26 protein-coding genes and 1 pseudogene are annotated in these 24,080 nt (G+C 67.9%); 19 read left to right on the top strand and 8 right to left on the bottom strand.

The features are described 5' to 3' along the window. The first annotated feature begins 84 nt into the window (after window positions 1-84). Complete coding sequence (locus FDZ84_RS06015; RefSeq protein WP_246868833.1) at window positions 85-1,335, top strand: peptidase; 1,251 nt, start codon at window positions 85-87, stop codon at window positions 1,333-1,335. Window positions 1,336-2,008: 673 nt separating this feature from the next. After that, window positions 2,009-3,427, top strand: a complete 1,419-nt coding sequence (locus FDZ84_RS06020) for a neutral zinc metallopeptidase (RefSeq protein ID WP_246868834.1) — start codon at window positions 2,009-2,011, stop codon at window positions 3,425-3,427. Window positions 3,428-3,986: 559 nt separating this feature from the next. Here the strand turns inward: FDZ84_RS06020 and FDZ84_RS06025 are convergent. Then, window positions 3,987-4,916 (bottom strand): tetratricopeptide repeat protein, encoded by a 930-nt coding sequence (locus tag FDZ84_RS06025; protein ID WP_210435651.1) that lies wholly within the window; start codon window positions 4,914-4,916, stop codon window positions 3,987-3,989. A 328-nt stretch (window positions 4,917-5,244) separates the two neighbouring features. On the opposite strand from FDZ84_RS06025, the gene FDZ84_RS06030 reads away from it, so the two are divergent. Then, the gene (locus FDZ84_RS06030; RefSeq protein WP_168585082.1) at window positions 5,245-5,505 is read left to right on the top strand and encodes a hypothetical protein; all 261 of its coding nucleotides are present in this window, start codon (window positions 5,245-5,247) and stop codon (window positions 5,503-5,505) included. A gap of 57 nt (window positions 5,506-5,562) precedes the next feature. On the opposite strand, the gene FDZ84_RS06035 is transcribed toward FDZ84_RS06030, so the two are convergent. Next, entirely contained in the window at window positions 5,563-5,865 is a 303-nt protein-coding gene (locus FDZ84_RS06035; protein ID WP_168585083.1) for an MTH1187 family thiamine-binding protein, read from the bottom strand. A 139-nt stretch (window positions 5,866-6,004) separates the two neighbouring features. Here FDZ84_RS06035 and FDZ84_RS06040 point away from each other — a divergent pair, with 139 nt between their 5' ends. Then, window positions 6,005-6,505, top strand: coding sequence for a MarR family winged helix-turn-helix transcriptional regulator (locus FDZ84_RS06040; RefSeq protein WP_168585084.1), 501 nt, complete (start codon window positions 6,005-6,007; stop codon window positions 6,503-6,505). Window position 6,506: 1 nt separating this feature from the next. On the opposite strand, the gene FDZ84_RS06045 is transcribed toward FDZ84_RS06040, so the two are convergent. Then, window positions 6,507-6,857 carry a DUF3817 domain-containing protein gene (locus tag FDZ84_RS06045; RefSeq protein ID WP_168585085.1) on the bottom strand — a complete coding sequence of 117 codons (351 nt, stop codon included), beginning with the start codon at window positions 6,855-6,857 and terminating at the stop codon, window positions 6,507-6,509. An 85-nt stretch (window positions 6,858-6,942) separates the two neighbouring features. Next, complete coding sequence (gene cutA / locus FDZ84_RS06050; protein WP_168585086.1) at window positions 6,943-7,260, bottom strand: divalent-cation tolerance protein CutA; 318 nt, start codon at window positions 7,258-7,260, stop codon at window positions 6,943-6,945. A 270-nt stretch (window positions 7,261-7,530) separates the two neighbouring features. On the opposite strand from cutA, the gene FDZ84_RS06055 reads away from it, so the two are divergent. From FDZ84_RS06055 to FDZ84_RS06105, 11 genes and pseudogenes are all read left to right on the top strand, one after another. Then, on the top strand, window positions 7,531-8,505 hold the full coding sequence (locus FDZ84_RS06055; protein ID WP_168589841.1) for a LacI family DNA-binding transcriptional regulator: 975 nt from the start codon (window positions 7,531-7,533) through the stop codon (window positions 8,503-8,505). Beyond that, complete coding sequence (locus FDZ84_RS06060) at window positions 8,502-9,548, top strand: class I mannose-6-phosphate isomerase (protein ID WP_168585087.1); 1,047 nt, start codon at window positions 8,502-8,504, stop codon at window positions 9,546-9,548. The genes FDZ84_RS06055 and FDZ84_RS06060 overlap by 4 nt, the downstream gene beginning before the upstream one ends. Further along, window positions 9,545-10,309, top strand: a complete 765-nt coding sequence (locus tag FDZ84_RS06065; RefSeq protein ID WP_168585088.1) for an ATP-binding cassette domain-containing protein — start codon at window positions 9,545-9,547, stop codon at window positions 10,307-10,309. The genes FDZ84_RS06060 and FDZ84_RS06065 overlap by 4 nt, the downstream gene beginning before the upstream one ends. Continuing rightward, the gene (locus FDZ84_RS06070) at window positions 10,309-11,358 is read left to right on the top strand and encodes an ABC transporter permease (RefSeq protein WP_168585089.1); all 1,050 of its coding nucleotides are present in this window, start codon (window positions 10,309-10,311) and stop codon (window positions 11,356-11,358) included. The genes FDZ84_RS06065 and FDZ84_RS06070 overlap by 1 nt, the downstream gene beginning before the upstream one ends. A 43-nt stretch (window positions 11,359-11,401) precedes the next feature. Then, on the top strand, window positions 11,402-12,379 hold the full coding sequence (locus FDZ84_RS06075; RefSeq protein WP_168585090.1) for an ABC transporter substrate-binding protein: 978 nt from the start codon (window positions 11,402-11,404) through the stop codon (window positions 12,377-12,379). Window positions 12,380-12,475: 96 nt separating this feature from the next. Next, the gene (locus FDZ84_RS06080; RefSeq protein WP_256413664.1) at window positions 12,476-13,420 is read left to right on the top strand and encodes an IS630 family transposase; all 945 of its coding nucleotides are present in this window, start codon (window positions 12,476-12,478) and stop codon (window positions 13,418-13,420) included. A gap of 232 nt (window positions 13,421-13,652) precedes the next feature. Then, window positions 13,653-14,345 carry a DUF6879 family protein gene (locus FDZ84_RS06085; RefSeq protein ID WP_246868835.1) on the top strand — a complete coding sequence of 231 codons (693 nt, stop codon included), beginning with the start codon at window positions 13,653-13,655 and terminating at the stop codon, window positions 14,343-14,345. A 117-nt stretch (window positions 14,346-14,462) separates the two neighbouring features. Next, window positions 14,463-15,515 carry an ISAs1 family transposase gene (locus FDZ84_RS06090; protein WP_168585092.1) on the top strand — a complete coding sequence of 351 codons (1,053 nt, stop codon included), beginning with the start codon at window positions 14,463-14,465 and terminating at the stop codon, window positions 15,513-15,515. 259 nt (window positions 15,516-15,774) lie between these two features. Beyond that, window positions 15,775-15,936 (top strand): annotated as a pseudogene (locus FDZ84_RS38605) (helix-turn-helix domain-containing protein); the annotation flags it as partial. Window positions 15,937-16,349: 413 nt separating this feature from the next. Next, the gene (locus tag FDZ84_RS06100) at window positions 16,350-16,535 is read left to right on the top strand and encodes a hypothetical protein (protein WP_168585093.1); all 186 of its coding nucleotides are present in this window, start codon (window positions 16,350-16,352) and stop codon (window positions 16,533-16,535) included. 189 nt (window positions 16,536-16,724) lie between these two features. Then, window positions 16,725-17,135, top strand: coding sequence for a TipAS antibiotic-recognition domain-containing protein (locus FDZ84_RS06105; protein ID WP_246868836.1), 411 nt, complete (start codon window positions 16,725-16,727; stop codon window positions 17,133-17,135). Window positions 17,136-17,259: 124 nt separating this feature from the next. Here the strand turns inward: FDZ84_RS06105 and FDZ84_RS06110 are convergent, their stop codons facing one another. Beyond that, window positions 17,260-17,544 carry a hypothetical protein gene (locus tag FDZ84_RS06110; protein WP_246868837.1) on the bottom strand — a complete coding sequence of 95 codons (285 nt, stop codon included), beginning with the start codon at window positions 17,542-17,544 and terminating at the stop codon, window positions 17,260-17,262. On the opposite strand from FDZ84_RS06110, the gene FDZ84_RS06115 reads away from it, so the two are divergent. From FDZ84_RS06115 to FDZ84_RS06125, 3 genes are all read left to right on the top strand, one after another. Then, window positions 17,543-18,130 carry a sigma factor gene (locus FDZ84_RS06115; protein WP_246868838.1) on the top strand — a complete coding sequence of 196 codons (588 nt, stop codon included), beginning with the start codon at window positions 17,543-17,545 and terminating at the stop codon, window positions 18,128-18,130. The two genes, FDZ84_RS06110 and FDZ84_RS06115, sit on opposite strands and share 2 nt — an antisense overlap. A 233-nt stretch (window positions 18,131-18,363) precedes the next feature. Beyond that, window positions 18,364-18,804 carry a nuclear transport factor 2 family protein gene (locus FDZ84_RS06120; protein WP_246868839.1) on the top strand — a complete coding sequence of 147 codons (441 nt, stop codon included), beginning with the start codon at window positions 18,364-18,366 and terminating at the stop codon, window positions 18,802-18,804. An 86-nt stretch (window positions 18,805-18,890) separates the two neighbouring features. Beyond that, complete coding sequence (locus FDZ84_RS06125) at window positions 18,891-20,210, top strand: DNA polymerase IV (RefSeq protein ID WP_168585095.1); 1,320 nt, start codon at window positions 18,891-18,893, stop codon at window positions 20,208-20,210. A 6-nt stretch (window positions 20,211-20,216) separates the two neighbouring features. Here FDZ84_RS06125 and FDZ84_RS06130 read toward each other — a convergent pair whose 3' ends face one another. The 3 genes from FDZ84_RS06130 to FDZ84_RS06140 form a co-directional block, all read right to left on the bottom strand. Continuing rightward, window positions 20,217-20,984, bottom strand: a complete 768-nt coding sequence (locus tag FDZ84_RS06130; RefSeq protein WP_246868840.1) for a hypothetical protein — start codon at window positions 20,982-20,984, stop codon at window positions 20,217-20,219. A gap of 67 nt (window positions 20,985-21,051) precedes the next feature. Further along, a complete protein-coding gene (locus tag FDZ84_RS06135) occupies window positions 21,052-22,239 on the bottom strand; it encodes an acetyl-CoA C-acetyltransferase (protein WP_168585096.1) in 1,188 nt (395 codons plus the stop codon). A 219-nt stretch (window positions 22,240-22,458) separates the two neighbouring features. Further along, window positions 22,459-23,466 carry a hypothetical protein gene (locus FDZ84_RS06140; protein WP_168585097.1) on the bottom strand — a complete coding sequence of 336 codons (1,008 nt, stop codon included), beginning with the start codon at window positions 23,464-23,466 and terminating at the stop codon, window positions 22,459-22,461. 132 nt (window positions 23,467-23,598) lie between these two features. Here FDZ84_RS06140 and mce point away from each other — a divergent pair, with 132 nt between their 5' ends. Further along, window positions 23,599-24,045, top strand: a complete 447-nt coding sequence (mce, locus tag FDZ84_RS06145; RefSeq protein ID WP_168585098.1) for a methylmalonyl-CoA epimerase — start codon at window positions 23,599-23,601, stop codon at window positions 24,043-24,045. Window positions 24,046-24,080 lie beyond the last annotated feature (35 nt).

The following is a 24,080-nucleotide window of genomic DNA, read 5'->3' on the forward strand; positions in this document are numbered from 1 at the left end:
GCGGACAATATCTTGGAACGCGGCGGCCCGTTCGCGGACGTGCCAGCCCCGACGCCGCTCGTGGCCGATGGGAAGCTTGGCTGCGTGCGCGCGATTGGACTGGTGGCGTTGGTGAGCTTGCTGATCGCCGGCGCTTGCGCGGCAACACCACCGCAACCGGACCCTGTGGCCGATCCCACGGTCGCCCCGTCGTTCGTGCACGGCACCGACCAAGGCGACACCGACCGGCTCGCGGCCACGATCGTCACCGACCTCCAGCGGTACTGGGCAGCGCAGTACCCGGCGGTGTTCGGCGCACCCTGGCGGGACCTCGACGGCGGCTTCTTCTCGGTCGACACCAACGGCACCGGCGCCCCGCCGCCCTGTGCGGCAGATGTGAAGGACATCGAAGGCAACGCGTACTACTGCGCCACGGTCGACGCCATTGCCTGGGACCGCGCAGCGCTGGTCCCGGTCCTGCGAGAGCACTACGGCGACGCATCGGTTGCTGTGGTGCTCGCGCACGAGATCGGCCACGCGGTGCAGCGACGCGCCGGACTGGATGCCGATGGCGCTCCGATAAGTCTCGAAGCGATGGCGGACTGCTACTCGGGTTCGTTCATCCGCTGGGTCGTGGACGGTCACGCCGAGCACCTGCGCATCAACCCCGGGCAACTGGACCGCGCGATGCGTGCGCTCATCATCTTCCGCGACCCGGTAAGCACGAAGAGCACCGACGCCCACGGCACCGCCTTCGACCGCATTTCGGCCTTCCAGAGCGGATTTCTCGAGGGCGCGCGACGCTGCGCCGACGTGACCGGAACATCGCTGGCGGAAGCAACTCCGGACGATCCGAACAAACCGCTGGACGACGTCCTGCGCACCGATCGCATCTTCGGCTACTTCGGCGCTCTCGTCACGCAGCGCGGCGGGCGGTGGACCCCGCCTGCCGTCCGCTCCGCGCCCGGATGTCCCGGAACAACCGGCGCCGCGCAGTTCTGCCCGCAACCCCCGACTATCGTCGTCGACCGCGCAGCGCTGGCCGGACCGCATCGCAGAATCGGCGACCAGGCCGTCACCACGCTGCTCGCCTCCCGATTCGCGCTGGCCGCCCTCACCGAACTCGGCCGCCCCACCACCGGAGCCGTAGCGGGCAAGCAGATCGTCTGCCTCACCGGCGCTTACACGGCTGCGCAACCCGCGCTGTCGGCGGGCGACTTCGACGAAGCCGTCACGATCACACTCGAATCCGACGACGTCTCCCGCGACGCGCATGGCGCGAATTCGCTGACGGGATTCGACCGGATCGCGGCCTTGCGCACCGGAGCTCTCGGCGGCGCGGCATCCTGCGGCTGATCAGGACTTCGCGTCGTAGGCGGCGCGCGCCCGGATGATCCCGGGCCGGTGGCGCTCCTTACGGGCGGTGTCCTGGCGCTAACGGGCGACCTCCTGGTGGAGCTTTGCCGCCTGCATCAAGAGCCTGAGCTCCCGGCCGGGAACTTCCTGCCATCCACTCGCAGCCCTACGAGAGCAAGGGAACCTTCCTGCCATCCACCCGCAGCCCTACGAGAGCAAGGGAACCTTCCTGCCATCCACCCGCAGCCCTACGAGAGCAAGGGAACCTTCCTGCCATCCACTCGCAGCCCTACGAGAGCAAGGGAACCTTCCTGCCATCCACTCGCAGCCCTACGAGAGCAAGGGAACCTTCCTGCCATCCACCCGCAGCCCTACGAGAGCAAGGGAACCTTCCTGCCATCCACCCGCAGCCCTACGAGAGCAAGGGAACCTTCCTGCCATCCACCCGCAGCCCTACGAGAGCAAGGGAACCTTCCTGCCATCCGGCCGGCCCCGGATCCGGCCAGATCGCACGTGGGGTCGATCTCGCAACCGATAGGCTGCTTCGGGCATCGGGCGGCTCGGGGCCGGCTCGGTGGCAGGAGGACTTCGGTCAGCAGGATGGGGCGCGGCAGTGGTACCGGTATCGACAAGAAGCCGACGGCGGAAGCGGATCCTCGGTACCGCTGTCTCGGTGCTCGCATGCACCGCCCTCGTCGGCGGGTGCTCGCAGGTGGTCAGCGGCACCCCGACGACGCTCGGCGGCTATTCGACCACCGAAGTCGCCGGCCTGCCCGCCAGCAACGGTCCCAGCGGTCCCAAGGACGGCGCGCCGGAGTCGTCGTTATCTGTGGAGGGCACCGACAACGGCGCGATGGACAAGCTCGCGCGCAACGCGGTCGCCGACATCGACACCTACTGGACCGAGACCTTCCCGAAGGCTTTCCCCGGCAAGCGCTTCGAGCCGGTCAGGCGGTTGGTGTCATATGACTCGGGCGGCCCCGGCATCCAACTTTGCGGGGAGAACACCGCCGGCGTGGTCAACGCGTTCTACTGCCCACCGGAGGACTTCATCGCGTGGGACCGCAGCACCCTGCTCCCGGAGCTCAACAACAGCTTCGGGCCGATGGCCGTGGTTACGGTGCTCGCGCACGAGATGGGGCACGCCGTGCAGCACCGCGCGGGCACGGCCACGTCGAACGACCAGGTGATCGTGCTGGAGCAGCAGGCGGACTGCTTCACCGGCGCGTACTTCCGACACGTCGCCGAGGGATCCTCGAAGTACTTCCAGGTTTCCACCGGCGAAGGCCTCAACCAGGTCATGGGCGTGCTGAACTTCATCCGGGACTCCCCGGGTGATTCCGACTTCCGGGACGGAAGCGCGCACGGATCCGCGTTCGACCGGGTCACGGCGTTCCAGTTCGGCTTCAGCGAGGGCCCGCAGCGCTGCGCCAAGATGGACTTCGGCGACGTCCAGAAGCGCACCACGCTCTTCCAGGCGTGGAAGCCGATCCAGAAGCAGGACACTGATCTCCCGGTGGACCAGAAGAGCCTCAACGCGGTGGAGCAGAGCCTGCGCACGGTGTTCCGCGACACCGGCGCCGAGCCGCCCAAGATCGTCAAAGAACTGAAGCCGTGCGGTCGCGAGCAGGCCACCTCACCTGCGTCCTACTGCCCGAGCACGAACACGATCTCGTTGGACATTCCCGCCCTGCAGAAGATCGCCCAACCGCCGAGCAAGAACGGGGACACCAGCGGCTACGGCGATTTCGCCGCATACGCCCAGGTGGCGTCCAGGTATGCGCTGTCGGTGCAGAAGGCCGCGGGCCTGCCGCTGGACGACGAGGCCGCCGGCCTGCGCACCGCCTGCATGGTCGGTTCGTGGAGCGGGCTGCTGGTCGAGGACCCGATCGGGCAGCGCAACCCCGTCGGCAACCTGCGGATCGTGCCGGACGACATCGACGAGGGAGTGTCGGCGCTGCTCGGCGAGAACGGCCTGATCGCGGCGAACGTCCACGGCGACCAGGTGCCCGTCGGGTTCGCGCGGGTGGAGGCTTTCCGGGTCGGCGTCCAGGAGGGATTTGCCCCGTGCAGCACCAAGTACGGCGGCTGAGCTGACCGAACCTGCGGTGTCGTCCCGGATTACCGGGGCGACACCGCTTTTCTTTTCGCCGGAACGACCCGAACCGGTCACGGGCGTCCCACGGGCATGACCCTCGGGCGGAATCGACTGGGACGGCCTCCTCAACGCACGGGACCTCGGCGGTCTCAGCGTGGGCGCGGGCGGAAAACCCGTTAAGGTGCGGTGGCTCGCGCAGAAGGCCCGGCCGCGCTCACCGCGGCGACTGGTCGGCGCTCCAACGACACGGCATCCGCACGATCATCGACCTCACCCGGGACGACGAACGCGAGCCGGACAAGCAGCTCATCGCTCAGCACGGCACCAGCGAGGACGAACTGATCCGCGAGGCCGCGACGTCGCGCGACATGGCCGCGTACCTGCGCTCCGGCGGCCTCTCCGAAGCGAATCTGACCGCGTTGCGCGACAGGCTGATCGCCTAACCGATCGTCGACGAACCCCGAGCCGGCTTGGCGCGCGGAGGCGGCCCATCACCAGGAAAGGAAGGAGCGGCGATTTCCCGCGAAATCGCCGCTCCCCATGCATCCTGGGTTCAGAACAGGGCGCTGGCGAGCGCCCTGCGGGCCGCCACGACCCGGTCGTCGCCCTCCGGGAAGATCTCGAACATCTCGATCAGGTGCTGGCGGATCCGGTCCCGGTCGTCGCCGGAGGTGCGCTTGATCGCGCGGATCAGCCGGTCGAAGCCCTCCGCAACCCGGCCGACGGCGACCTCCGCGTCGGCGGCGGCGAGCTGGGCGTCGATGTCCTCCGGGGCCGCCTCGGCGCGCTCGATCGCGGCCGGGTCGGCCTGCTCGGCGCGCGCCGTGAAGCGGACCTGCGACAGCGCCGCCTTGGCCTGCTCGTTGTTCGGCTCGGAGGCGAGGATCTGCTGGTAGGCGGCCTCGGCGGCGGCGTAGTCACCGCGCTCCAGCGCGTCCTCGGCGGCGGTGAACCGCGGGTCCTCGGGCTCCTCGGCGGCCGGCTCGACGCCCTCTTCGGCGGCGCGGATGCCGGGCATCTGGTCGCGCAGGGCGTTCAGCAGCGAGTCGATCCACTGGCGGATCTGCGGTTCCGGGAGGGCACCGGCGAAGGCGTCCACCGGCTGCCCACCGGCGATGGCGATCACCATGGGCACCGACTGCACCTGGAACAGCTGCGCGATGCGCGGGTTCGCGTCGACGTCGATCTTGGCCAGCACCCAGGCGCCGTTGGCCTCCCGGGCGAGTCGTTCGAGCACCGGGGAGAGCTGCTTGCACGGACCGCACCAGGTCGCCCAGAGGTCGACAACCACAGGCACCTGCATGGACTTCTCGACGACCTCGGCCTGGAAGGTGGCCTCGGTCACGTCGATCACCGCAGCGGTCGTCGGCGCCGCACCGCTTTCGCCGTTGGTTGCGGGTGCCTGGCGGGCGGCCCTGGAGGTTGCTTCGGCCCGGTTCTTCAGGGCCGACAGGTCGACTGCGCCCGCCATCGCGGCGGACATAGCTGCTGCGTTCTGGCGTGGATCCGGCCTCGTCACGCCTCCATCCTGACATGTCCCACCGGCCGCGTGGCAGCTGGGCGGTGAATGTTCCGCGACCCACGACGCCGAGCAACCAAAATCGACACGCCGACAAAGTCCCTAGATCAAACCGAAGCAGTGAACAGATGTCGCTCGAGCGGATGGCAGGGCCGATTCACCCCTAAGGTTCGGCGGATCTGATCGCCGAAGGGAAAAGTGGAGCCCGCGAGGGACGGTTGCTTTCTCGCGGGTCTGCGGGGCCTCCAAATGGGGGACCTTCAGCCAGTTGTTCAACGAGAGGTACGAAATAGTGCGTATTGCTACCCGTGTTGCGGGTGTCGCCGGTGCCGCCGCCCTCGGCGTCCTCACCCTCGGCAGCGCCGCGTTCGCGGACAGCGCCGACAACGACGGCGTCAACGCGGTCAACGACAACAACATCAGCGCCGCCCCGGTGCAGCTGTGCGGCAACAACGTCGGCGCGCTGATCGGCGTCGTCGTGCCGATCGTGTCGCCACAGGTCAACCAGTGCGTGAACGCGCCGGTCGTCGACCACCCGAAGGCCGGGCTCTGACCCCAGCAACACCGGACCGGGGGCGGCCGCGAAGCCGCCCCCGGTCTATTGCTGCGCCTACTCCCCGCGCAGGTGCTCCTCGACCCGGCGCACCTTCGCGTGCAGCTGATCGGTGTGCCCGGGACGGATGTCGGCCTTGAGCACGAGGCTGGTGCGCGGTGCGTTGGCCGACGCGGCCTCGGTGGCGCGCTTCACCACGTCCATCACCTCGTCCCACTCTCCCTCGATTGTGGTGAACATCGAGGTCGTCTCGTGCGGCAGACCGGACTCCCGCACCACCTTGACCGCGGCCGCGACCGCTTCGCTGACACTGTCGCTGTCCCCGACCCCGCTCGGGGCCACGCTGAACGCAACCAGCACGTCTGCTCCTCCATTCCGTCTGCACCGCCGTCCGACGGTCGACCCGATCATGTCCAACGCTGCGGCGGTTCCGCTGATTTCGGCCGCTGCTGCACCACAGCGGTGAACTCGCCGGTAACCGCTGCTAGCGTCGAACACCATGAGCACCCGTAGCCCACTGCCCTTCGACCCCATCGCTCGCGCGGCCGAGATCTGGGCCGACCGGGTAGGCCCGTCGACGACGATGGCCGCAGTGACGAGCGTGATGCGGGTCCAGCAGATCCTCCAATCGGCGGTCGACAGCGCGTTGCGACCGCACAACCTGACGTTCGCCCGCTACGAGGCGCTGGTGCTGCTGACCTTCTCGCGGCGCGGCAGCCTTCCGATGCGCGTCATGGGCGACCGACTCCAGCTGCACCCGACCAGCGTCACCAACATCGTCGACAGACTGGAGCAGGACAGTCTGGTCCGGCGGGTGCCGCACCCCACGGACCGGCGCACCACCCTGGTGGAGATCACCGAGGACGGCCGGGACCTGATGAAGAAGGCGACCGAATCGGTCACCGAGATCGACTTCGGGTTGCGCGGCATCACCGAGCGGCAGACCCAGCAGCTCACCGAGCTGCTCGGCAAGGTGCGGCACGCGGCCGGGGACTTCTGAGTCAGTTCAACTCGCGCAGCGCGTACCGGACCCGGCCCCAGAACGTCGGCTCGTCCGAATCCGATTCGGCCAGCAGCCCGCGACGGTTCGCCCAGCGCTCGAACCACACCGACGCCAGTGGCGGGATCGACGCCACCAGTGCCAGGACGAGCACCCCGAACCGCCAGCGCAGCGGGCTGAACACGACGAGGCAGGTCACCACGTAGGCGGTGAACACCAGCCCGTGGACCCAGCCCATGACCGTCACGCCGAGCGGCTGCTGCAGGCCGTACTTGAACGCCATCGCCACCAGCAGACCGACCCACGAGAACGCCTCGGCGATCGCCACCGCCCGGAACCATCCGGCATACATACGCGGCACGTCAAACCCACTTCCGTTCCAACGGCAATCCCCTGCGAGTGTGCCGGGTGTCGCCGGTCACACCGATCCCGGTCCGTTATGGACGGGTCTGGTCGTCGACCCAGGCCAGGTAGTCGGGGTTGCCGCCGATGATCGGCGTGGCGATGATCTCCGGCACGTCGTAGCTGTGATTGGCCCGGAGGTGCTCGACCAGCGTGGCGAGCCGCCCGGCGGAGGTCTTGATCTGTAGCTGCCATTCGGCGTCGTCCTGCGCCGCGCCCTCCCACACGTAGAAGCTGCGGATGGGCACGACCTGCACGCACGCCCCCAGCCGCGCCTCGACGACACCGCGAGCCAGCTCGGCGGCCGCCTGCTCCGAGCCGGTGGTGGTCACGACCTGCACATGATCAGCCATGAGCCCAGAGTAGCCAGCACCCGCCGCGGAGCCGATCTTCAGGCCGGGTGGGCGCGGCGCTGGACGGGGTTCGGCGGGTGTGAGGATGGGAACCTTCCTGTCACCTCCGGCCCCGGGTCGCGGCGGTGGGTGGTGGTCCGATCGGCGGATGTTCCGGGGCCAGGTGCATGCAGAATCGGCCGGTGCCATTGACAGGCGTCGGCGGGTCGCGATCCAATGCCGCTCGTCATGACAACGTTGTCTGAATTCGGAAACGTCCGGCGCGCCACGATGAACGATGTGGCGCGGCTGGCGGGCGTGAGCATCAAGACCGTTTCGCGGGTCGTCAACGCCGAGAGCGGCGTGCATCCGGCGACCGCGGAGCGGGTGCTGGCCGCCATCGACCAGCTCGGGTTCCGCCGCAACCTCAGCGCCCGCAACCTCCGCCGGGGCACCGGGACCGGCACGCTGGGCCTGGTGCTGGAGGACCTGGCGAACCCGTTCTACTCGGTGCTGACCCGCGCGGTCGAGGAAGTCGCGCGGGTGCAGGGCAAGCAGGTGCTGACCGGTTCGTCCGACGAGGACCCGGCTCGGGAACGCGAGCTGGTGCTGGAGTTCTGCGCCCGCCGGGTCGACGGGCTGCTCGTGATTCCCGCCGGTCACCAGCACGGGTACATCGCGCACGAGATCAACGCCGGGACGCCGGTGGTGTTCGTGGACCGGCCGCCGGGCAACCTCGACGCCGACACCGTGTTGATCGACAACGCCGGCGGCACCGCGCTCGCCGTGCGCCACCTGGCCGAGCACGGGCACCGGAAGATCGCGTTCTTGGGCGACGCCCCGGAAATCCACACGGCCGCCGAGCGGTTGCGCGGTTTCCGGGAAGGTTGCGCACAGGCCGGGGTGCCGTTCTCTCCCGACCTGGTCCTGATGGGCCCGCATACCGACGAGTCGGTGGCGCGGGCATTGCGGTCCACGTTGCGTCGCGCGACCGCGCTGGTGACCGGCAACAACCGGATCACCATCCACGCCCTGCGGGCGCTGGCCGGTCAGCCGTCGCGGCCGGCGCTCGTCGGCTTCGACGACTTCGAGCTCGCCGACCTCCTCGACCCGCCGATCAGCGTGGTCACCCACGACACGTGGGCGCTGGGGCGGTCGGCGGCGGAGTTGCTGTTCGCGCGGTTGGGCGGCGACCGCACCCCACCACGTCGCATGGTCGTTCCCACTCGCCTGCTGGCAAGAGGTTCTGGAGAGGCAACACGTTGAGTACTGTCCACAATGATCAGACCGCCCCGGCGTCCGCGATCGCCCTGCCGTCCAACCAGCCCCGCCAGTTCTACCGGGGCGGTGCGTCGATCGCCGCGCTGCGCGGCGGAGACGACGACCAGAAGTTCGGCCCGGAGGACTGGGTCGCATCCACCACGACGCGCTTCGGCCAGGCCGAGTCGGGCCTGTCGCGCCTGCCGGACGGGCGTTGGCTGCGAGACGCGGTGACCGCCGACCCCGGCTCGTGGTTGGGGAGCGAGCACGTGGCGGCCTTCGGCGACAGCACCGCGCTGCTGGTCAAGCTGTTGGACGCGGGGCAACGGCTGCCGGTGCACTGCCATCCTTCGGACGCCTTCGCCCGGCAGCACCTGGGTTCCCGGTTCGGCAAGACCGAGGCGTGGATCGTGATCGGCACCTCCGGCCCGAACCCGGTGGTGTACTTGGGTTTCCGCGATGACGTCGCGCCGGAGGTGGTCGCCGAGTGGGTGACCACCCAGGATTCCTCGGCGATGCTCGGTTCGCTCAACGAGATCCGCGTACGGCCAGGCGACACCGTGCACGTTCCCGCCGGCACGCCGCACGCCATCGGCGAGGGCGTGTTCATCGTCGAGTTGCAGCAGCCGACGGACTTCTCGATCACGTTGGAGTGGCAGGGGTTCCTGGCCGATGCCGAGGGAGCGTTCCTCGGCCTGGACCAGCGGACCGCGCTCGAGACCCTCAACCGATCCGGTTTCAACGACTCGATCCTGAATTCGCTGATCAAGCGCACCGCGGACGAGGTCGCCCCGCGTGTTCCGCTGCTGGCCGAGGACGCCGCCCCGTTCTTCCGCGCCGACCGGCTGCACGGCACCGTCGAGCTCGAACCGTCCTTCGGCGTGCTCGTCGTGCTGGACGGCAGCGGGGAGTTGCGCTCCGGCGACGTCGACCTGCCGCTGCACCGCGGCAGCACCGCCGTCGTCCCGCATTCCGCCGGGGCCGCCCAGCTCGAAGGAGACCTCACCGTTGTGCACTGCCGCCCGCCGGGAGCCGGGAGCCCGAGATGACCGAACCGCTGTTGGAAGGTCGCGATCTGGTCAAGCGGTACGGGAGCGTGGAGGCGCTGCGCGGCGCGTCGTTCACAGTTCGTCCGGGCGAGGTCGTCGCCCTCGTCGGGGACAACGGCGCGGGCAAGTCGACGCTGGTGAAATGCCTTTCCGGGGTCGAGCAGCCGGATTCGGGGCAGATCCTGGTCTCCGGCAAGCCGGTGACGCTCGACTCCCCCGCCGCCGCCCGGGCGCACGGCATCGAGACCGCCCACCAGGACCTCGCGGTGGCGCCGGACCTCGACCCGGCCGCGAACCTGTTCCTGGGCCGGGAGATCCGGCGGCCCGGGATGCTCGGTCGGCTCGGCATGCTGGACAAGGCGAAGATGCGTACGCAGGCCGCCGAGCAGTTCGCCAAGTTCGGGGTGTCGCTGCAAGACCTTTCGGTTCCGATCGGCTCGTTGTCCGGTGGGCAGCGCCAGAGCGTCGCTGTGGCGCGTTCGGTCGCATGGGCGGACAAGCTCGTGTTCATGGACGAACCCACCGCCGCGCTGGGTGTCGTGCAGCGCGAACGCGTGCTGGACGTGATCCGCCGGGTCCGCGACACCGGCATCTCGGTGGTGCTGATCAGCCACAACATGCCGGAGGTCCTGTCGGTCTCGGATCGCGTCGAGGTGTTGCGCCTCGGCAGCCGGGTGGCGGCGTTCAGCGCCGCGGAGGCGACCTTGGAAGACCTGGTCGGCGCCATGACCGGTGCACTGTCGCAGGAGGACGCGAGCTGATGCCCACCGAGCAGAGAACTCAGAAATCCACTGCGGACGAAGATGTGGCCGCGTCGGCCAAGAGCCTCGGCGCGCGGCTGACCGCCTCGAACACGCTGTGGACGGGCTTGGTGCTCGTCGCGCTGTGCGTGCTGTTCAGCGCGATCCGCCCGGACGCCTTCCCCACCCTGTTCAACGTGCAGAACCTGCTGGTGCAGGCGGCACCGCTGCTGATGCTCGCCGTCGGCATGACCTTCGTGATCATCACCTCCGGCATCGACCTGTCGGTGGGTTCGGTGCTGGTGTTCGCCGGCGTCGTGTCCGCGATGACCATGGAATGGCTCAGCGACGGCGACGCCACGAACGCCGGTTGGGGCGTGATCTTGATCGGCCTGCTGATCGCGCTGGTCGGCGGCGCGCTGTGGGGCCTGCTCAACGGGCTGCTCGTGGCCGTCGCCCGGGTCCCGGCGTTGATCGTCACGCTCGGCTCGTTCGGCGCGGCACTCGGTGCCGCCCAGCTGCTCACCAACGGCATCGACGTGCGCACCGTGCCCGGTGCGCTGCGGAAGACCCTCGGCACCGGCACGTCGTTCGTCGTGGTGCCGAACCTCGTGATCCTCGCGGCGGTGATCACGCTGCTGGCGCTCTGGCTGCTGCACACCACCGCCTTCGGCCGCTACACCTACGCGATCGGCTCGAACGCCGAGGCCGCCCGCCGCAGCGGCATCAGGGTCACCCGTCACCTGGTCGCCATCTACACCTTGACCGGGGCGCTGGCCGGGCTGGCCGGGTTCATGTCGCTGGCCTACTTCGGCACCACCACGATCAGCGGCCACAGCAACGACAACCTGAACGCGATCGCGGCCGTCGTGCTGGGCGGGACCAGCCTGTTCGGCGGCATCGGCACCGTGGTCGGCAGCGTCATCGGCGTGTTCATCCCGGCGGTGCTCGACGCGGGGTTCGTGATGGCCGGGGTGCGGCCGTTCTGGCAACCGATCGCGGTCGGCGCGGTCCTGGTCGCCGCAGTGTGGCTGGACCAGCGCAGACGGCGGGCGCGAAACAGCCGCTGACCTCTCGATCATCGGCACAACGGCGTGTGGAGGTAGAACCCTGATGAGAACGCACAAGACCGCGCTGGCGCTGGGAGCGGTGCTGCTGCTGGCCGGCTGCGGATCAGGCCAGATCGGCGACACCGGCAGCGGGCAGACCGACCCCAACAACAAGAACCTCGCCCTGATCACCGGGATGCGCGGCGAGCCGTTCTACGTGTCCATCGAATGCGCGGCGCAGCAGGAGGCCGCCGCGCAGGGCTACCAGCTGAACACGCAGGCCCCGGAGAAGTTCGAGCAGGCCGAGCAGTCGCAGATCCTGGGCGGCATCGTCAGCACCAAGCCCGGCGCGGTGATCATCGCGCCCACCGACGACAAGGCGCTGGCCGCGCCGCTGCAACAGGCCAAGAGCAACGGCATCCAGGTCGTCGAGGTCGACACCGCGCTGGAGGACCGCTCCATCGCGGTCACCTCGCTGTCCTCCGACAACTATGCGGGCGGCCAGCTGGCCGCGCAGACCCTGGCGAAGCTGGTCGGCGACAAGCCGGGATCGGTGCTGGCGCTGAACACGAAGGCGGGCACCTCCACCACCGACGAGCGGGCCAGGGGCTTCGAGGAGGAAATAGGCAAGCACCCGAACCTGAAGCTGCTGCCCACCCAGTACACCGAGAACGAACCGGCCACGGCCGCGCAGATCGTGTCGTCGACGCTGGCCGCGACGCCGGACCTGGTCGGTGTGTTCGGCACCAACCTCAACACCGGTGAGGGCGCCGCCACCGCGCTATCCAACGCGGGCAAGTCGGGGCAGGTGCAGCTGGTCGGCTTCGACGCCAGCCCCAAGCAGGTGGACGACCTGCGCAACGGCCGGGTCCAGGCGCTGATCGCGCAGAACCCCGGCAAGATCGGCCAGGAAGGCGTCCAGCGCGCGATCGCGGCGATCAAGGGCCAGCCGGTCGAGCGGGAGACCCGGACCGAGATGATCGCCATCACCCGCGACAACATGGACCAGCAGGCGCAGTACTTCTACAAGTCCCACTGCTGAAATCGGAAGCCTTTATCACCTCTGGTCAATAGCGTCAAACGTACTGGTCAGACATATTGATCGGGAACTTATAGGTGTGATCTTCGTTGTTCTGGCATGATCGCTGGTGTGCGGGACACGCGGAGGTTATCGCCTGAGGCGCAGGAGGATCTGCGGCGCAGGGTGGTCGCTGCTGTTCATGGTGGGATGACGCAGGTCGAGGCGGCCCGGGTGTTCGCGGTGGCCCCGCAGTCGGTGTCCAGATGGGTGCAGGCGTGGCGGAAACGCGGCTCGAAGGGTCTCACCGGGCGTCGCCGGGGTCGCAAACCCGGCGAGCAGAAAGCGTTGAGTGCCCGCCGGCAGCGCAAGCTGCGGTATGCGGTGGCCGAGCACACCCCGGCCACGTTCGGGCTGACCGGCCTGGTGTGGACCCGCAAGACAGTGGCCGAGCTGATCCGGGTGCGCCACGGCATCGTGTTGAACCTGCGCACCGTCGGCAACTACCTGCGTTCCTGGGGATTGTCGCCGCAGAAACCGATCCGCAAGGCCTACGAACAGGACCCCGAGTCCGTACGCCGATGGCTGGAGGAGGACTACCCGGCCATCGCCGCCCGCGCCCGCCGCGAGGGCGCACTGATCCTGTGGCTGGACCAGACCGGGATCCGCTCCGACGCCACCGTGGCCCGCACCTGGGCACCGGCGGGCCAGACACCGGTGGTGGGCAAAACGGGCAAACGGTTCAGCGTGAACGCCATGTGCGCGATCGGGAACAAAGGCGAGCTGTACTTCACCGTCTACACCGGCTCGTTCAACGGCAAGGTGTTCCTGCCGTTCCTGGACCGGCTGACCCGCCATCTGGACCGCAAGGTCCACCTGATCGTCGACGGACACCCCGTCCACCGCCGCAAGACCATCCAGCAATGGATCACCAAGCACGCTGAGGCGATCGAGATGCACTTCCTGCCTGGATACAGCCCCGAACTCAACCCCGACGAGATACTCAATGCCGACCTCAAACGCACCATGTCCACCAGCACAGCCCCGAAACCCGCGACGAGTTGAAACAAGCGGTACGCTCCTTCCTCCACCGCCTCCAGAAGCTGCCCGACCGAGCTCGCTCCTACTTCGGCAAACCCGAAGTCCGCTACGCCGCCTGACATCACACATTTGCCACCCAGATCAATAATTACCCATGCCTGACATACCCCGGTATGTCACTGCGTGTTCCCTAGCTCGTGCTGTCTAGGTGCTGACTCGGACACAGCGAAGCCCCGGACCGCAGAGGTCCGGGGCCATGAAGCTACGCAAGGTGTCCGGCTGTGCCGACAGTGACTGTCCAGCCGTCTACATCTCAGACCGAGGTACGGCCGTCGTACAAGGCGACTGGATCACCGAGGCCGACGGCTTGTCTCTAGCGGCCGGTGAAACAGCCGTCGAACTGCCCCCTGAGATCATCCTCAATGCAGTAGCAGCCCTCATCGTGTCCGGGGCCAACCCGGACGGTTTAACAGCTCAGGGAGACGCTGAAGTGATCCTAGACGGGGACCAGTTCGGGAAACGGTTCTCTGACTACCAGCGGTCCGCCTGGCGATTCGAGTGCCAACCCACCTACAACCTTCCACGAGAGCAAGAGAACCTAGAGCTCTGGCGTAGCGGGGCGCCAGCGCCGGAGGGCCACAACGCGGCATGGCACGACCGGGTGCGTTCGTTCGTGTCGGCAGGCAAGACCATCGGACGCGTCCGCACGGTCCGGCAACCGCTGACCGAATACCAGCGGTATCAGCTGGATTGGGCCATCCCCGGCAACATCGAAGCCGGGGAGGACATCAGGATCTTGGACCTGATGAACATTGATCTTGACCCACCGTCGCATGACTTCTGGATCTTCGATGAGTCGTTGGTTGTAGATCTGAACTTCAACCCTGACGGCACACTGCTCAATCGAGACCAGCGGGAAAAACCGGACCTCACCCAATACCTCAAATGACAGGCCACAGCCCAGGGCTAAGGCAAGATCGCGCGGAGTGATCAACTCGGCTCGTAGGGTAGCCGGCCGGGTTGGCGTGCTGGGCCGGGAGATGGAGGATGGCCTCCTTCTGGGATCATGGAAATTGCGAAAAACCAAACTCCAGAAGAAGGCCATCCGTTGTCATTTTCTCATGGCTCGTCATGGGCGTCGTTTCCGGGTAGCGCCGACGGTGATGATGCCGATCTGGCGGAACTGATGAAGTTGCTCGGCAAGGTGCCGGATCGCCGTAAGCGGAAGGGCCGTGTGTACAGTTTGGCGTTCCTTCTCGCGGCGTCGTTGATCGCAGTGCTGGCGGGCGCGTCGAATTTTCGGCAGATTGCCGACCAGGTCGCCGATCTGCCGGCGTCGTTACTGCGGAAAATAGGTGGACGATGGTGCTGGTTCTGTGGGTTTTTCCGTGTCCCGGATACGTCCACGATCCGGCGCGCACTGGAAAATGTCGATGTAGCGAAGCTGGAAGGACTGATCGGGCCGTGGCTGCTGCGTCATGCCCGGCCTATCCCGGGCGGCACGTTGCGACTGGCTATCGACGGCAAAGTGCTGCGCGGTTCGTGGATCGGGGATCACGAGTCGTTCACGCTGTTCTCCGCGATGATCCACTGCGATGGTGTCACCGTCGCCCAAGTGGCCGTTCCCTCGGGAACCAACGAGATCACCCAGGTCAAGACCCTGCTCGACGGTGTCTCCCGCGGTGTGGACGGCCGTGTGGTGGTCACCATGGACGCCGTGCACACCCAGCGAGAGACCGCCGAATACATCGCCGGCGAACGCGGATTCGACTACGTCATGACAGTAAAGGGAAATCAAGCGGCGCTTAAGAAAAAGATATACGACCACACTCTTCCGTTCTTGCGGAAAGCCCCGCATCATGTCGTCGTCGATGACACCCACGGCCGGATACGCCGTTGGACTACCTGGATTACCGACGCCGACGGAATCGATTTCCCACACGCGCGCTCCGTAGCCTGCGTCAAACGAGAAGAAAAAAACCCTCTCCGGAGAACTCGTCAGCAAAGAGCACGCCTGGATCATCACCAGCCAGAACACCACCACAGTCACCGCCGAAGACCTACACGACCAAGTCCGCGACCACTGGGGAATAGAAAACAAAAGCCATCACGTCCGTGACACAACATACCGGGAAGACGCACAACAAATCTATACCGGCACCGGCGCCCATATACTGGCAACATTACGGAATACCGCAATATCGATGCTTCGCATAACTGGACACAACGACATCCGCCGGACAACCGAATGGATCAGCAGGGACCGCACACGAACACTCCCCGTCCTGTCACTCCAAGTTGCGGGGCGCAACACACAGTGATCTTGCCTTTGCCCTGGGCCACAGCCCTAGCGCACGCTGTGCCGCTGGGCGAGTGGAATGCTCGAACCTGATACCGATCAGCAGCGCAAGAACCTTGCGGACACGCTGAGGCAGCTACGCAAAGCGGCCGGGATCTCTGGTGAGAGGCTGGCCGTTCGTGCTGCTATGTCCCAATCCAAAATCAGCCGGATCGAGTCTGGTAAGACCCGGCCGACCTTTGCTGACGTAGAACGCATCATGACGGCACTAGACGTGCCACCAGACGCCAGGGAAGAGCTCCTAGCACTCACCCGGTCAGCAAATGTCGAGTACACCTCACTCCGGTCATCCGCGAAGCTAGGGATTTGGCGCAGCCAAGCTGAGATCAAAGCACTAGCCGAATCAGCCTCAATCGTCCGCCAGTTCTTACCCGCCCATTCCCACAGGGCTAATCCAGACCCGCGAATACGCGCGGGCTGTACTCACGCCCTAGCCCGTGCTGATTCCGTGCTGACTCAGTCGCAAGATTCCAGCGTTTGCACTGTTCAAACGGATGTTTGCAAAGTACTTCTACAAGTCCCACTGCTGATCCTGGGGGCCGGGAACGGCTTCGAGCCCCGGGAGGGAACCGGTTCGCGGACTACCTTGGACGCATGGGCAAATACGGTGAACTCTTCCCTGGCCGGAAGCTGCAGCACGAAGGCGATCAGACCGGCATCTCGCGCGATCACGACCCCAGCGGGCCGCTGGACCTGGAAAGCGGTGTGGTGTTCCTCGCGCCGCGCGAGCGGCCGGCGGCCGACGAGCAGGACGACACGGCTGGTCCGGCGGACGACTGAGCCCGGACCGCACGACACCAGGGCATCACAGGGTGGTACCGGATCGCTCCAATCACGCGCAGCGTCCGCCTTGCGCCATTAATGTGCCACGGGCAGGTGAGCACGAACTTGATCACGGGCACTGATGATCACTGTCCGTTGCTTGATCGTCATGCGCCGTGCCCGCGCATCAGGGGAGGAAGGGACGCCGTGCAGCCGTTTGGGAGCCCCGGTCTCGACCAGGCCGAAGCAGTCGATGACGGCACCGCGCTGATCGGCAACTTCACCCCCGCCGGCGTCGACGGCGCCATGACCCCCGAGCAGCGGAAGGCGATCGCGCAGCGGATTGGCGAGGACTGGAACCGCATCAGCGCCGCGATCGCCGAACTTTTCGCCACCGGCGTCCCCGGCAACGACCCCCGCACCCAGCAGGTGATCCACGACCACTACCGCTGGCTCTGCCACTTCTGGACCCCGGACCGGGCCTCCTACCTGCGACTGGCGGAAATGTACGTCAACCAGCCGAAGTTCCGCAGGCGCACCGAGCGCAGGAAGCCGAAGGGCATGGCCGCCTACCTGCGCGACGCGATGATCACCTACGCGTGGGCGAAGCTGCGCTGACGAAGTCAGCTCGTCGGGTGCAGTTTCAGTTGAAACCGCTAACCAGCCCCCTCCGGCGTGGACAGGCACCCGAAGACTGCGTGCCCGCACGAACACCTGCTGGTCGAGGTTGGGGCCGGATAGGTCACCGGGCATCCCGGACCCGGGTGAAGCGGCCGCCGCGGGGCCAGAACGCACCCGAGGCAGGCATCTTCTTCATGCGGCCGTAGGGCCACGGCGAGGCAGTCACCGTCGCCTTATACCGGGCCGCCATGCGGCCGGTCAGACAAATCCGGCGAGGGCTGTCATCGGGGCGCGTGAACTGCACAACCGCGTCGTGCCGTCCCAGGCTCACCGGCGCGTGGTAGTAGCCGAAGCGGAAAGCCTTGGGCTGCTTGCCTTTCAGCGCGCTTGATCGACAACGCGGCATGCACACCGGTCGGCATGCCGCCCTGGCAGGTGCCGTGCATGACGCCGTAGCCCTGGCGGATCGCGGCCACGTCGCCCACCAGCACCGCAACCTGCTGTTCTCGGTGGGCTACCGCGTCCTCGGCACCGCTGCCGATGCCGAGGACGCGGTGCAGGACGCCTGGATCAAGTGGTCGGCCGCCGACCGCTCACAGGTGGCCGACCCCAAGGCGTACCTCACGCGGATCGTGTCGAACCTGGCGCTGGAACGGCTGCGCTCCACCCGGCACAAACGCGAGACCTATGTGGGGCCATGGCTTCCGGAGCCCATCCTCACCAGTGGCGACACCGCTGACGCCGTCGCGGACGCCGAGTCGGTGTCCATGGCGATGCTAGTGGTGCTGGGAACGCTGAGCCCGCCCGAGCACGCCGTGTTCGGGCTGAAGGAGGTCTTCGCCTTCAACCATGCCGAAATCGCTGAGGCGGTAGAGCGCCGTGTCCGCCGCCGCCGCACCCGGCTCGTGTCCCCCCGGGGTTGGCTGACAGGAAGGTTCCCTTCCTCTCAGCGGCTTTGCCGGATCGGGGCGGTCCGAAGTGCGCGACCGTGAACGTGTGCGACCGCTACTCCTTCCAGCCCCCGGGCTCGCCGCGACCTTGGCCAGCGCCTCCGGCGGACCCGCCAGCCCTGACCGTGTCGCACATCACACCGGCCTCATGTCACGGGTGGGGCGGCAGCTTCCATCATCATCGACTCCGCGCTGCGGTCGGTGTCGCACCCTGAGGTGTACGCGGTGGTTCCGAAGCCGCAGTCCCCCAGGCCGCGCACCGCGCCCGCGAGCACGTGCAGGCCCGGCGGCCGCGCTTCACCGCCGACCGGGCGCAGCAGCAGGAGATCACCGAGCGGTTCTTCGCCGCCACGACGGGTGGCGACATCAACACGCTCATGGAGCTGCTGTCCCCGGACGTCACGTTGTGGACCGACGGCGGTGGCAAGGTCCGCCAGGCCCTGCGTCCGGTCGTGGGCGCGGACACGGTGGCCGCCTGGTTCGCAGCCATCAGCACCGCCACCTACCAGGGCGTCGAGCACGCCGACATGAACGCCGAACTCGCCGAGACCAACGGCGGGCCGGGCATCGTGTTCAGCGAACCGGGCCGCGTGATCGCCACTGTCACCTTCGACTTCGACCCCGACGGCCGCATCACCACCATCCACAACGTGGCCAACCCGGACAAACTACAAACCATCGCCGCTGGCACCGCTCACGACGTCGGGCCGCAGTGAGCGCTGAAGGAGACCCGCCGCCGGCAGGCCAGACCGGGGAGGCACCGCGACGGCAGATGTCAGACGCATCCCGTTGAATTACGTGCATGCCGAGGTGGGTGCTGCACATGGACATGGATGCGTTCTTCGCGTCCGTGGAGCAGCTGACCCGCCCCACCGTCCGGGGACGCCCGGTGCTCGTCGGCGGGCTCGGCCCTCGCGGCACCGTCGCCGGCGCCAGCTACGAAGCTCGGGAGTTCGGCGCGCGGTCCGCGATGTCGATGGCCGAGGCCCGTCGTCGCTGCCCGGTCGCGGTGGTGCTCCCGCCCCGGTTCCGGGTCTACCAGGCCGTCAGCAAGCGGGTGTTGGGCATCGTCCGAGAAGTTTCGGACGTCGTCGAGCAGGTTTCGGTCGACGAGGCGTTCCTGGAACCGACCGAACTCGCAGGGACCGCCACGCCGCAGGTGGAGGAATTCGCCACGCGGCTGCGCGCGCGGGTGCACCGCGAGGTCGGCGTGACCGCATCGATCGGCGCGGGTTCCGGCAAGCAGCTCGCCAAGATCGCGTCGGGCCTGGCCAAACCGGACGGGACACTCGTGGTGCCGCCGGAGCAGCAGCTCGAACTGCTGTTGGGGCTGCCGGTGCGCAAGATGTGGGGCATCGGGCCCGTGACGGAATCGAAGCTGCACCGCATCGGCGTCCAGACGATCGGCGAACTCGCCGCGCTGCGGCTGGGCGACGTGACGTCGCTACTCGGGCAGGCGCACGGCACCGAACTGCACCGGCTCGCGCACGGCATCGACGAGCATCCGGTGGCCGAGCGCGCCGAAGCGAAGCAGGTCAGCGCCGAGACGACGTTCGACATCGACATCTCCGACCCGGTGCGGCTGCAGGCCGAGGTCGCCGGGATGGCCGAGTCCGCGCACCGCCGGCTGGTTTCGTCGGGGCGCGCCGCCCGCACCGTGACGATCAAGATCCGGGATTCCGACTTCACCACGATCAGCCGCGCGGAAACGTTCGCGTCGGCGACCAGCGATCTCGGCGCACTCTCCGCCGCGGCGCGGCGGCTGCTGCCCGTCGCCGTCCCGCCGGGCACCCCGGTCCGGCTGGTCGGCGTCTCCTACTCCGGGTTGGCGACCTCCGAGCAGGAGCCGCTGTTCGACAACCCCGCCGACCGACAGGAAGCCCCGGTTCCCATCTCGCGGCCGGTCGCCGAGCCGCGCCCGGAGCCGTCGAGCCGGCACTGGCGGGCGGGCGACGACGTGCGACACGACGAGTTCGGGCACGGCTGGGTGCAGGGCGCCGGGCACGGCCGGGTCACCGTCCGGTTCGAAACCGCCGTCAGCGGGCGCGGGGTGGCCCGCACCTTCGCCACCGACGATCCGGCTCTGACCTCGGCGGATCCGATGGAAAGCCTCGGCTGGTAGCCGCGCTCAGGCCTGCGGCGGCGGGAGCTGCCGCTTGTACTGGCCGACCCACTTCTGCGGGGCGATCGCCTGCACCGCCCCCTCCAGTTCCTTCGGCAGTCGGCTGAACGGCGGCAGGTGGAACCGGTAGCGCTCGCCGGGCAGTCCCGGCAGCGACGAGGCCTCCCCCACCCGCCAGCGCTCGAGCTCCGGGTGCCGCGTCGCGAACCCCGGATCCGCCGGATAGAGCTCCAGCGCGTGGCGCTGCTCCGGTGCGACCGGGCGCCGATGCTGGACCCAGGGCAGCGTACCGATCCCGACGGCCTTGATCTCGTCCCACGCAATGCCGAACACCTCGCCGCGGGTGCGGACGTAGAAACCGCTGCGGTCGAACAGGAAGCCTCGGCTGTTGAGCATGCCCCGGGAGGCGGTGATGAACCACAGGAAGATCACGCCGAAGACGAGCTGCCAGATCCACATTCCGACGCTGTTGCCGTTGTTGACCAGCACCGCCGCGATCAGCACGGTGAGCAGCCCGCTGATGCCGCCGCCGATGAGCAGCGCCTTGAAGCTGCTGGCGCTGACGTCGACGTCGTGCGCGTCGGCGCCCAGCAGCGTCGGCCGGTGCCCGCCGCCGGGCTGCACCCGGGTGGCGGGCTCCGGCGGACCGGCGTGCTCCGACGTGTAGCGGGCGGTGCCGCGGGGGTGTGCCGGGACAGTCGCCCGCTCATGCTCGACCCGGTCGGCCCGTTGCCATCCCCCTGGAAGCCACTTCATGCCGTCCAGGGTAGCCACGCCGCTGCCAGTTGATCACGATCGGTGCGGGATCTCCGGGTCGATCTCAGGGTCGGTCCGGGACGGATCAGGCCTTGGGGACCCGGAGGATCAAGGCATCGCCCTGGCCTCCGCCGCCGCACAACGCCGCCGCACCGGTGCCACCACCACGACGCTTGAGCTCCAACGCCAGATGCAATGCCAACCGCGCACCCGACATACCGATCGGATGCCCCAACGCGATCGCACCACCGTTGACGTTGACCCTGTCCTCACCCACACCCAACGCACGAGCGGACACGATCCCCACCGCCGCGAACGCCTCGTTGATCTCCACCAGATCCAGACCCGCGGCGTCGACCCCCTCCTTGACACACGCGGCCCTGATCGCATTCGACGGCTGCTCATGCAAACTCGCATCCGGACCCGCCACCACACCATGCGCGCCGATCTCGGCCAACCAGCTCAACCCCAGCTCCTCGGCCCTGGCCTTGCTCATCACCACGACCGCCGCCGCACCATCGGAAATCTGCGACGCCGAACCCGCCGTGATCGTGCCATCCGCAGCGAAAGCCGGACGCAACTTCGCCAACGTCTCAACCGTAGTGTCACCACGAATGCCCTCATCGGCATCCACCACCACCGGATCACCCTTACGGCGCGGCACCTCGACCGGGACGATCTCCTCCGCGAACACACCCCGCTCCACCGCCGCAGCGGCACGCTGGTGCGAACGAGCCGCGAAAGCGTCCTGCTCCTGCCTGCTCACGCCATACCCAGCGTTGTACTTCTCGGTCGACAAACCCATCGCGACCTGGTCGAACGCGCAAAACAGGCCGTCGTGGGCCAGGTGGTCGAGCAGCTGCACGTCGCCGTACTTGAAACCCTCCCGCGACCCGGTCAGCAGATGCGGCGCCTGCGTCATCGACTCCTGACCACCGGCCACCACGATCTCGAACTCACCCGCCCGGATCAGCTGATCAGCCAACGCGATCGCATCCAACCCCGACAGACACACCTTGTTGATCGTCAACGCCGGTACATCCATCGGGATACCCGCGGCCACCGCCGCCTGCCGCGCCGGGATCTGCCCCGCACCAGCGGTCAGCACCTGACCCATGATCGTGTACCCGACCTGATCCGGACCCACCCCAGCCCGCTCCAACGCCGCCCTGATCGCAACCCCACCCAGCTGCGCACCGGAGAAGTCCTTGAGCGAGCCGAGCAACCGCCCCATCGGGGTCCGCGCACCCGCCACGATCACAGAACTACCCACCACTGCCTCCCGTGCGTCTTCGCTGACTACCACGTCATCGATGCGTCGCAGCACCATCATGGCCCTGCGGGCATGCCCGGACCATACCTGTGATGGCACCCGGTCCCGCCTGTGACGACCGCCATAAGCGGCCGCCGGTGACAGGAAGGTTCCCTTCCTCCCGCCCGCCGATCGGTGACAGGAAGGTTCCCTTCCTCCCGCCCGCACCGCTGCGGTTGGTCAGCAGTTGCCGGTGCCGGTGGTGGTGTCGCAGAGGCCGGATTCCTCGGCCCAGGACAGCTTGGTGCGGGCGTTTACGCCGAGTTCCCGGGAGGCCGACACGTCGGTGTCCGCGCCGGATTCGGCCTTCAGCCAGTACCGCACCTCGTACTTCTTGCCGCCTTCGGCGTAGGTGAAGACGTAGAAGGGCTCCGGGACCGGGGCGGGCCCGAAGTCGGGTGCGGTCCAGGCGTCTTCGCCTTGCGCCTTGCTCGGGTCGACGTGCAGGCAGTCGTATTCGGCGCCCTCGTAGGTGCAGGTGCGCGGCTGGGCCCCGCCGTACCTGTTGACGCTGTCGTCCTTGGTCACACCGCCGGCTTCCAGCCGCTGGTAGATCGACTCGCAGGAGCCGGTGTCGCAGGCGTGCCAGCCCTTCCAAGCGGCGGCGCGGGCGCTCGCGGCGGTCGATCCGCCGTTGATCGCGGCGCAGTACTTGTTGACCATGTACGTTGCCATCTTCTTCGCGGCACCGACCGAGTCGATGGCGGTTGCGGCGGTTTCGCCGGCGCCGAGCCCGGCCGAGTCGAGCTGCCAGATGCCGACGCCGGGGTTGAAGAACAGGCCCTTCGCGCGCCGTTCGGGGTCGGCGAGGGAGGTCTGGTCGTCGTAGCGGGACAGGGTCATCGGCGACGGGGCTTCGCCGGATCCGGCCACTTCGGGCCAGGTCGTGGACAGCGTCAGGTTGGTGGCGACCTGGGCGCTGATCGTGCAGTTGGCCGCTCCGGCTGCGGTCGCCGCGGCGGAACTCGCCGCTTCGTACGGTTCGGCCCCGAATACCAGCGGCCCGGGCGCCACCCACGCCCGGTCTCGGCGCAGCTGGTCCGCCCTGGGGTTGTCGCCGCCTCCGCCGCTGTTCACGCCTCCGCCACCGGCGGCCAGCGCGGCGGGAACGCCGAGTCCGATGGTGAATCCGAGCGATGCCACCAGGATCGCGATCTTGCGGGCCGGTCCACGTTGCCTGCTGACCATGTTTGCCCCTCTCGGGTGAATCAGCCACATGCCGTGCGTAGCAAGGTCACCCGACTCCGCTCGTTGGGGCAATTCGATCTTCCGGATTTGCCGGTATTCCCGGAGATTGCGGCCGCGAGTTAGGCTGCCGCCATGCGAGCTGAATTGAGCGGTCTGGTCACGGCGGTGGACCACGTGGGCATCGCGGTAGCCGATCTGGACGCGGCCATCGCCTTCCAGCGCGACACCTTCGGCCTGCAGGTCACCCACTCCGAGGTCAACGAGGAGCAGGGCGTGCACGAGGCGATGCTGCGCGCGCCCGGCGACACCACGGGTGCCACGCAGATCCAGCTGCTCGCGCCGCTGCGCGAGGATTCGGCGATCGCGAAGTTCCTGGACCGCAACGGCCCCGGCCTGCAACAACTCGCCTATCGGGTGACTGACATCGAGGCGGCCTCGGAGGCGATTCGCGCCAAGGGGCTGCGGCTGCTCTACGAAGAACCACGCCGAGGCACGGCGAACAGCCGCATCAACTTCGTGCACCCGAAGGACGCCGGCGGCGTCCTCGTCGAACTGGTCGAGCCCGCCGAAGTCCACTGAGGATGCCATCGTCGGCCGTGAGTCTTTCGGGTTGC

Origin of the sequence: Saccharopolyspora sp. ASAGF58 (assembly GCF_012277335.1) — a bacterium.
GTDB lineage: Bacteria > Actinomycetota > Actinomycetes > Mycobacteriales > Pseudonocardiaceae > Saccharopolyspora > Saccharopolyspora hattusasensis.

Excerpts from the sequence above, each read along its gene's own strand:
- FDZ84_RS06025 (WP_210435651.1), bottom strand. The coding sequence starts at position 4,916 with ATGTCCGCCGCGATGGCGGGCGCAGTCGACCTGTCGGCCCTGAAGAAC.
- FDZ84_RS06040 (WP_168585084.1), top strand. The coding sequence starts at position 6,005 with ATGAGCACCCGTAGCCCACTGCCCTTCGACCCCATCGCTCGCGCGGCC.
- FDZ84_RS06045 (WP_168585085.1), bottom strand. The coding sequence starts at position 6,857 with ATGTATGCCGGATGGTTCCGGGCGGTGGCGATCGCCGAGGCGTTCTCG.
- cutA (WP_168585086.1), bottom strand. The coding sequence starts at position 7,260 with ATGGCTGATCATGTGCAGGTCGTGACCACCACCGGCTCGGAGCAGGCG.
- FDZ84_RS06055 (WP_168589841.1), top strand. The coding sequence starts at position 7,531 with ATGAACGATGTGGCGCGGCTGGCGGGCGTGAGCATCAAGACCGTTTCG.
- FDZ84_RS06065 (WP_168585088.1), top strand. The coding sequence starts at position 9,545 with ATGACCGAACCGCTGTTGGAAGGTCGCGATCTGGTCAAGCGGTACGGG.
- FDZ84_RS06070 (WP_168585089.1), top strand. The coding sequence starts at position 10,309 with ATGCCCACCGAGCAGAGAACTCAGAAATCCACTGCGGACGAAGATGTG.
- FDZ84_RS06075 (WP_168585090.1), top strand. The coding sequence starts at position 11,402 with ATGAGAACGCACAAGACCGCGCTGGCGCTGGGAGCGGTGCTGCTGCTG.
- FDZ84_RS06080 (WP_256413664.1), top strand. The coding sequence starts at position 12,476 with ATGATCGCTGGTGTGCGGGACACGCGGAGGTTATCGCCTGAGGCGCAG.
- FDZ84_RS06085 (WP_246868835.1), top strand. The coding sequence starts at position 13,653 with ATGAAGCTACGCAAGGTGTCCGGCTGTGCCGACAGTGACTGTCCAGCC.
- FDZ84_RS06090 (WP_168585092.1), top strand. The coding sequence starts at position 14,463 with ATGGAAATTGCGAAAAACCAAACTCCAGAAGAAGGCCATCCGTTGTCA.
- FDZ84_RS06100 (WP_168585093.1), top strand. The coding sequence starts at position 16,350 with ATGGGCAAATACGGTGAACTCTTCCCTGGCCGGAAGCTGCAGCACGAA.
- FDZ84_RS06115 (WP_246868838.1), top strand. The coding sequence starts at position 17,543 with ATGCACACCGGTCGGCATGCCGCCCTGGCAGGTGCCGTGCATGACGCC.
- FDZ84_RS06110 (WP_246868837.1), bottom strand. The coding sequence starts at position 17,544 with ATGCCGCGTTGTCGATCAAGCGCGCTGAAAGGCAAGCAGCCCAAGGCT.
- FDZ84_RS06125 (WP_168585095.1), top strand. The coding sequence starts at position 18,891 with ATGCCGAGGTGGGTGCTGCACATGGACATGGATGCGTTCTTCGCGTCC.
- FDZ84_RS06140 (WP_168585097.1), bottom strand. The coding sequence starts at position 23,466 with ATGGTCAGCAGGCAACGTGGACCGGCCCGCAAGATCGCGATCCTGGTG.
- mce (WP_168585098.1), top strand. The coding sequence starts at position 23,599 with ATGCGAGCTGAATTGAGCGGTCTGGTCACGGCGGTGGACCACGTGGGC.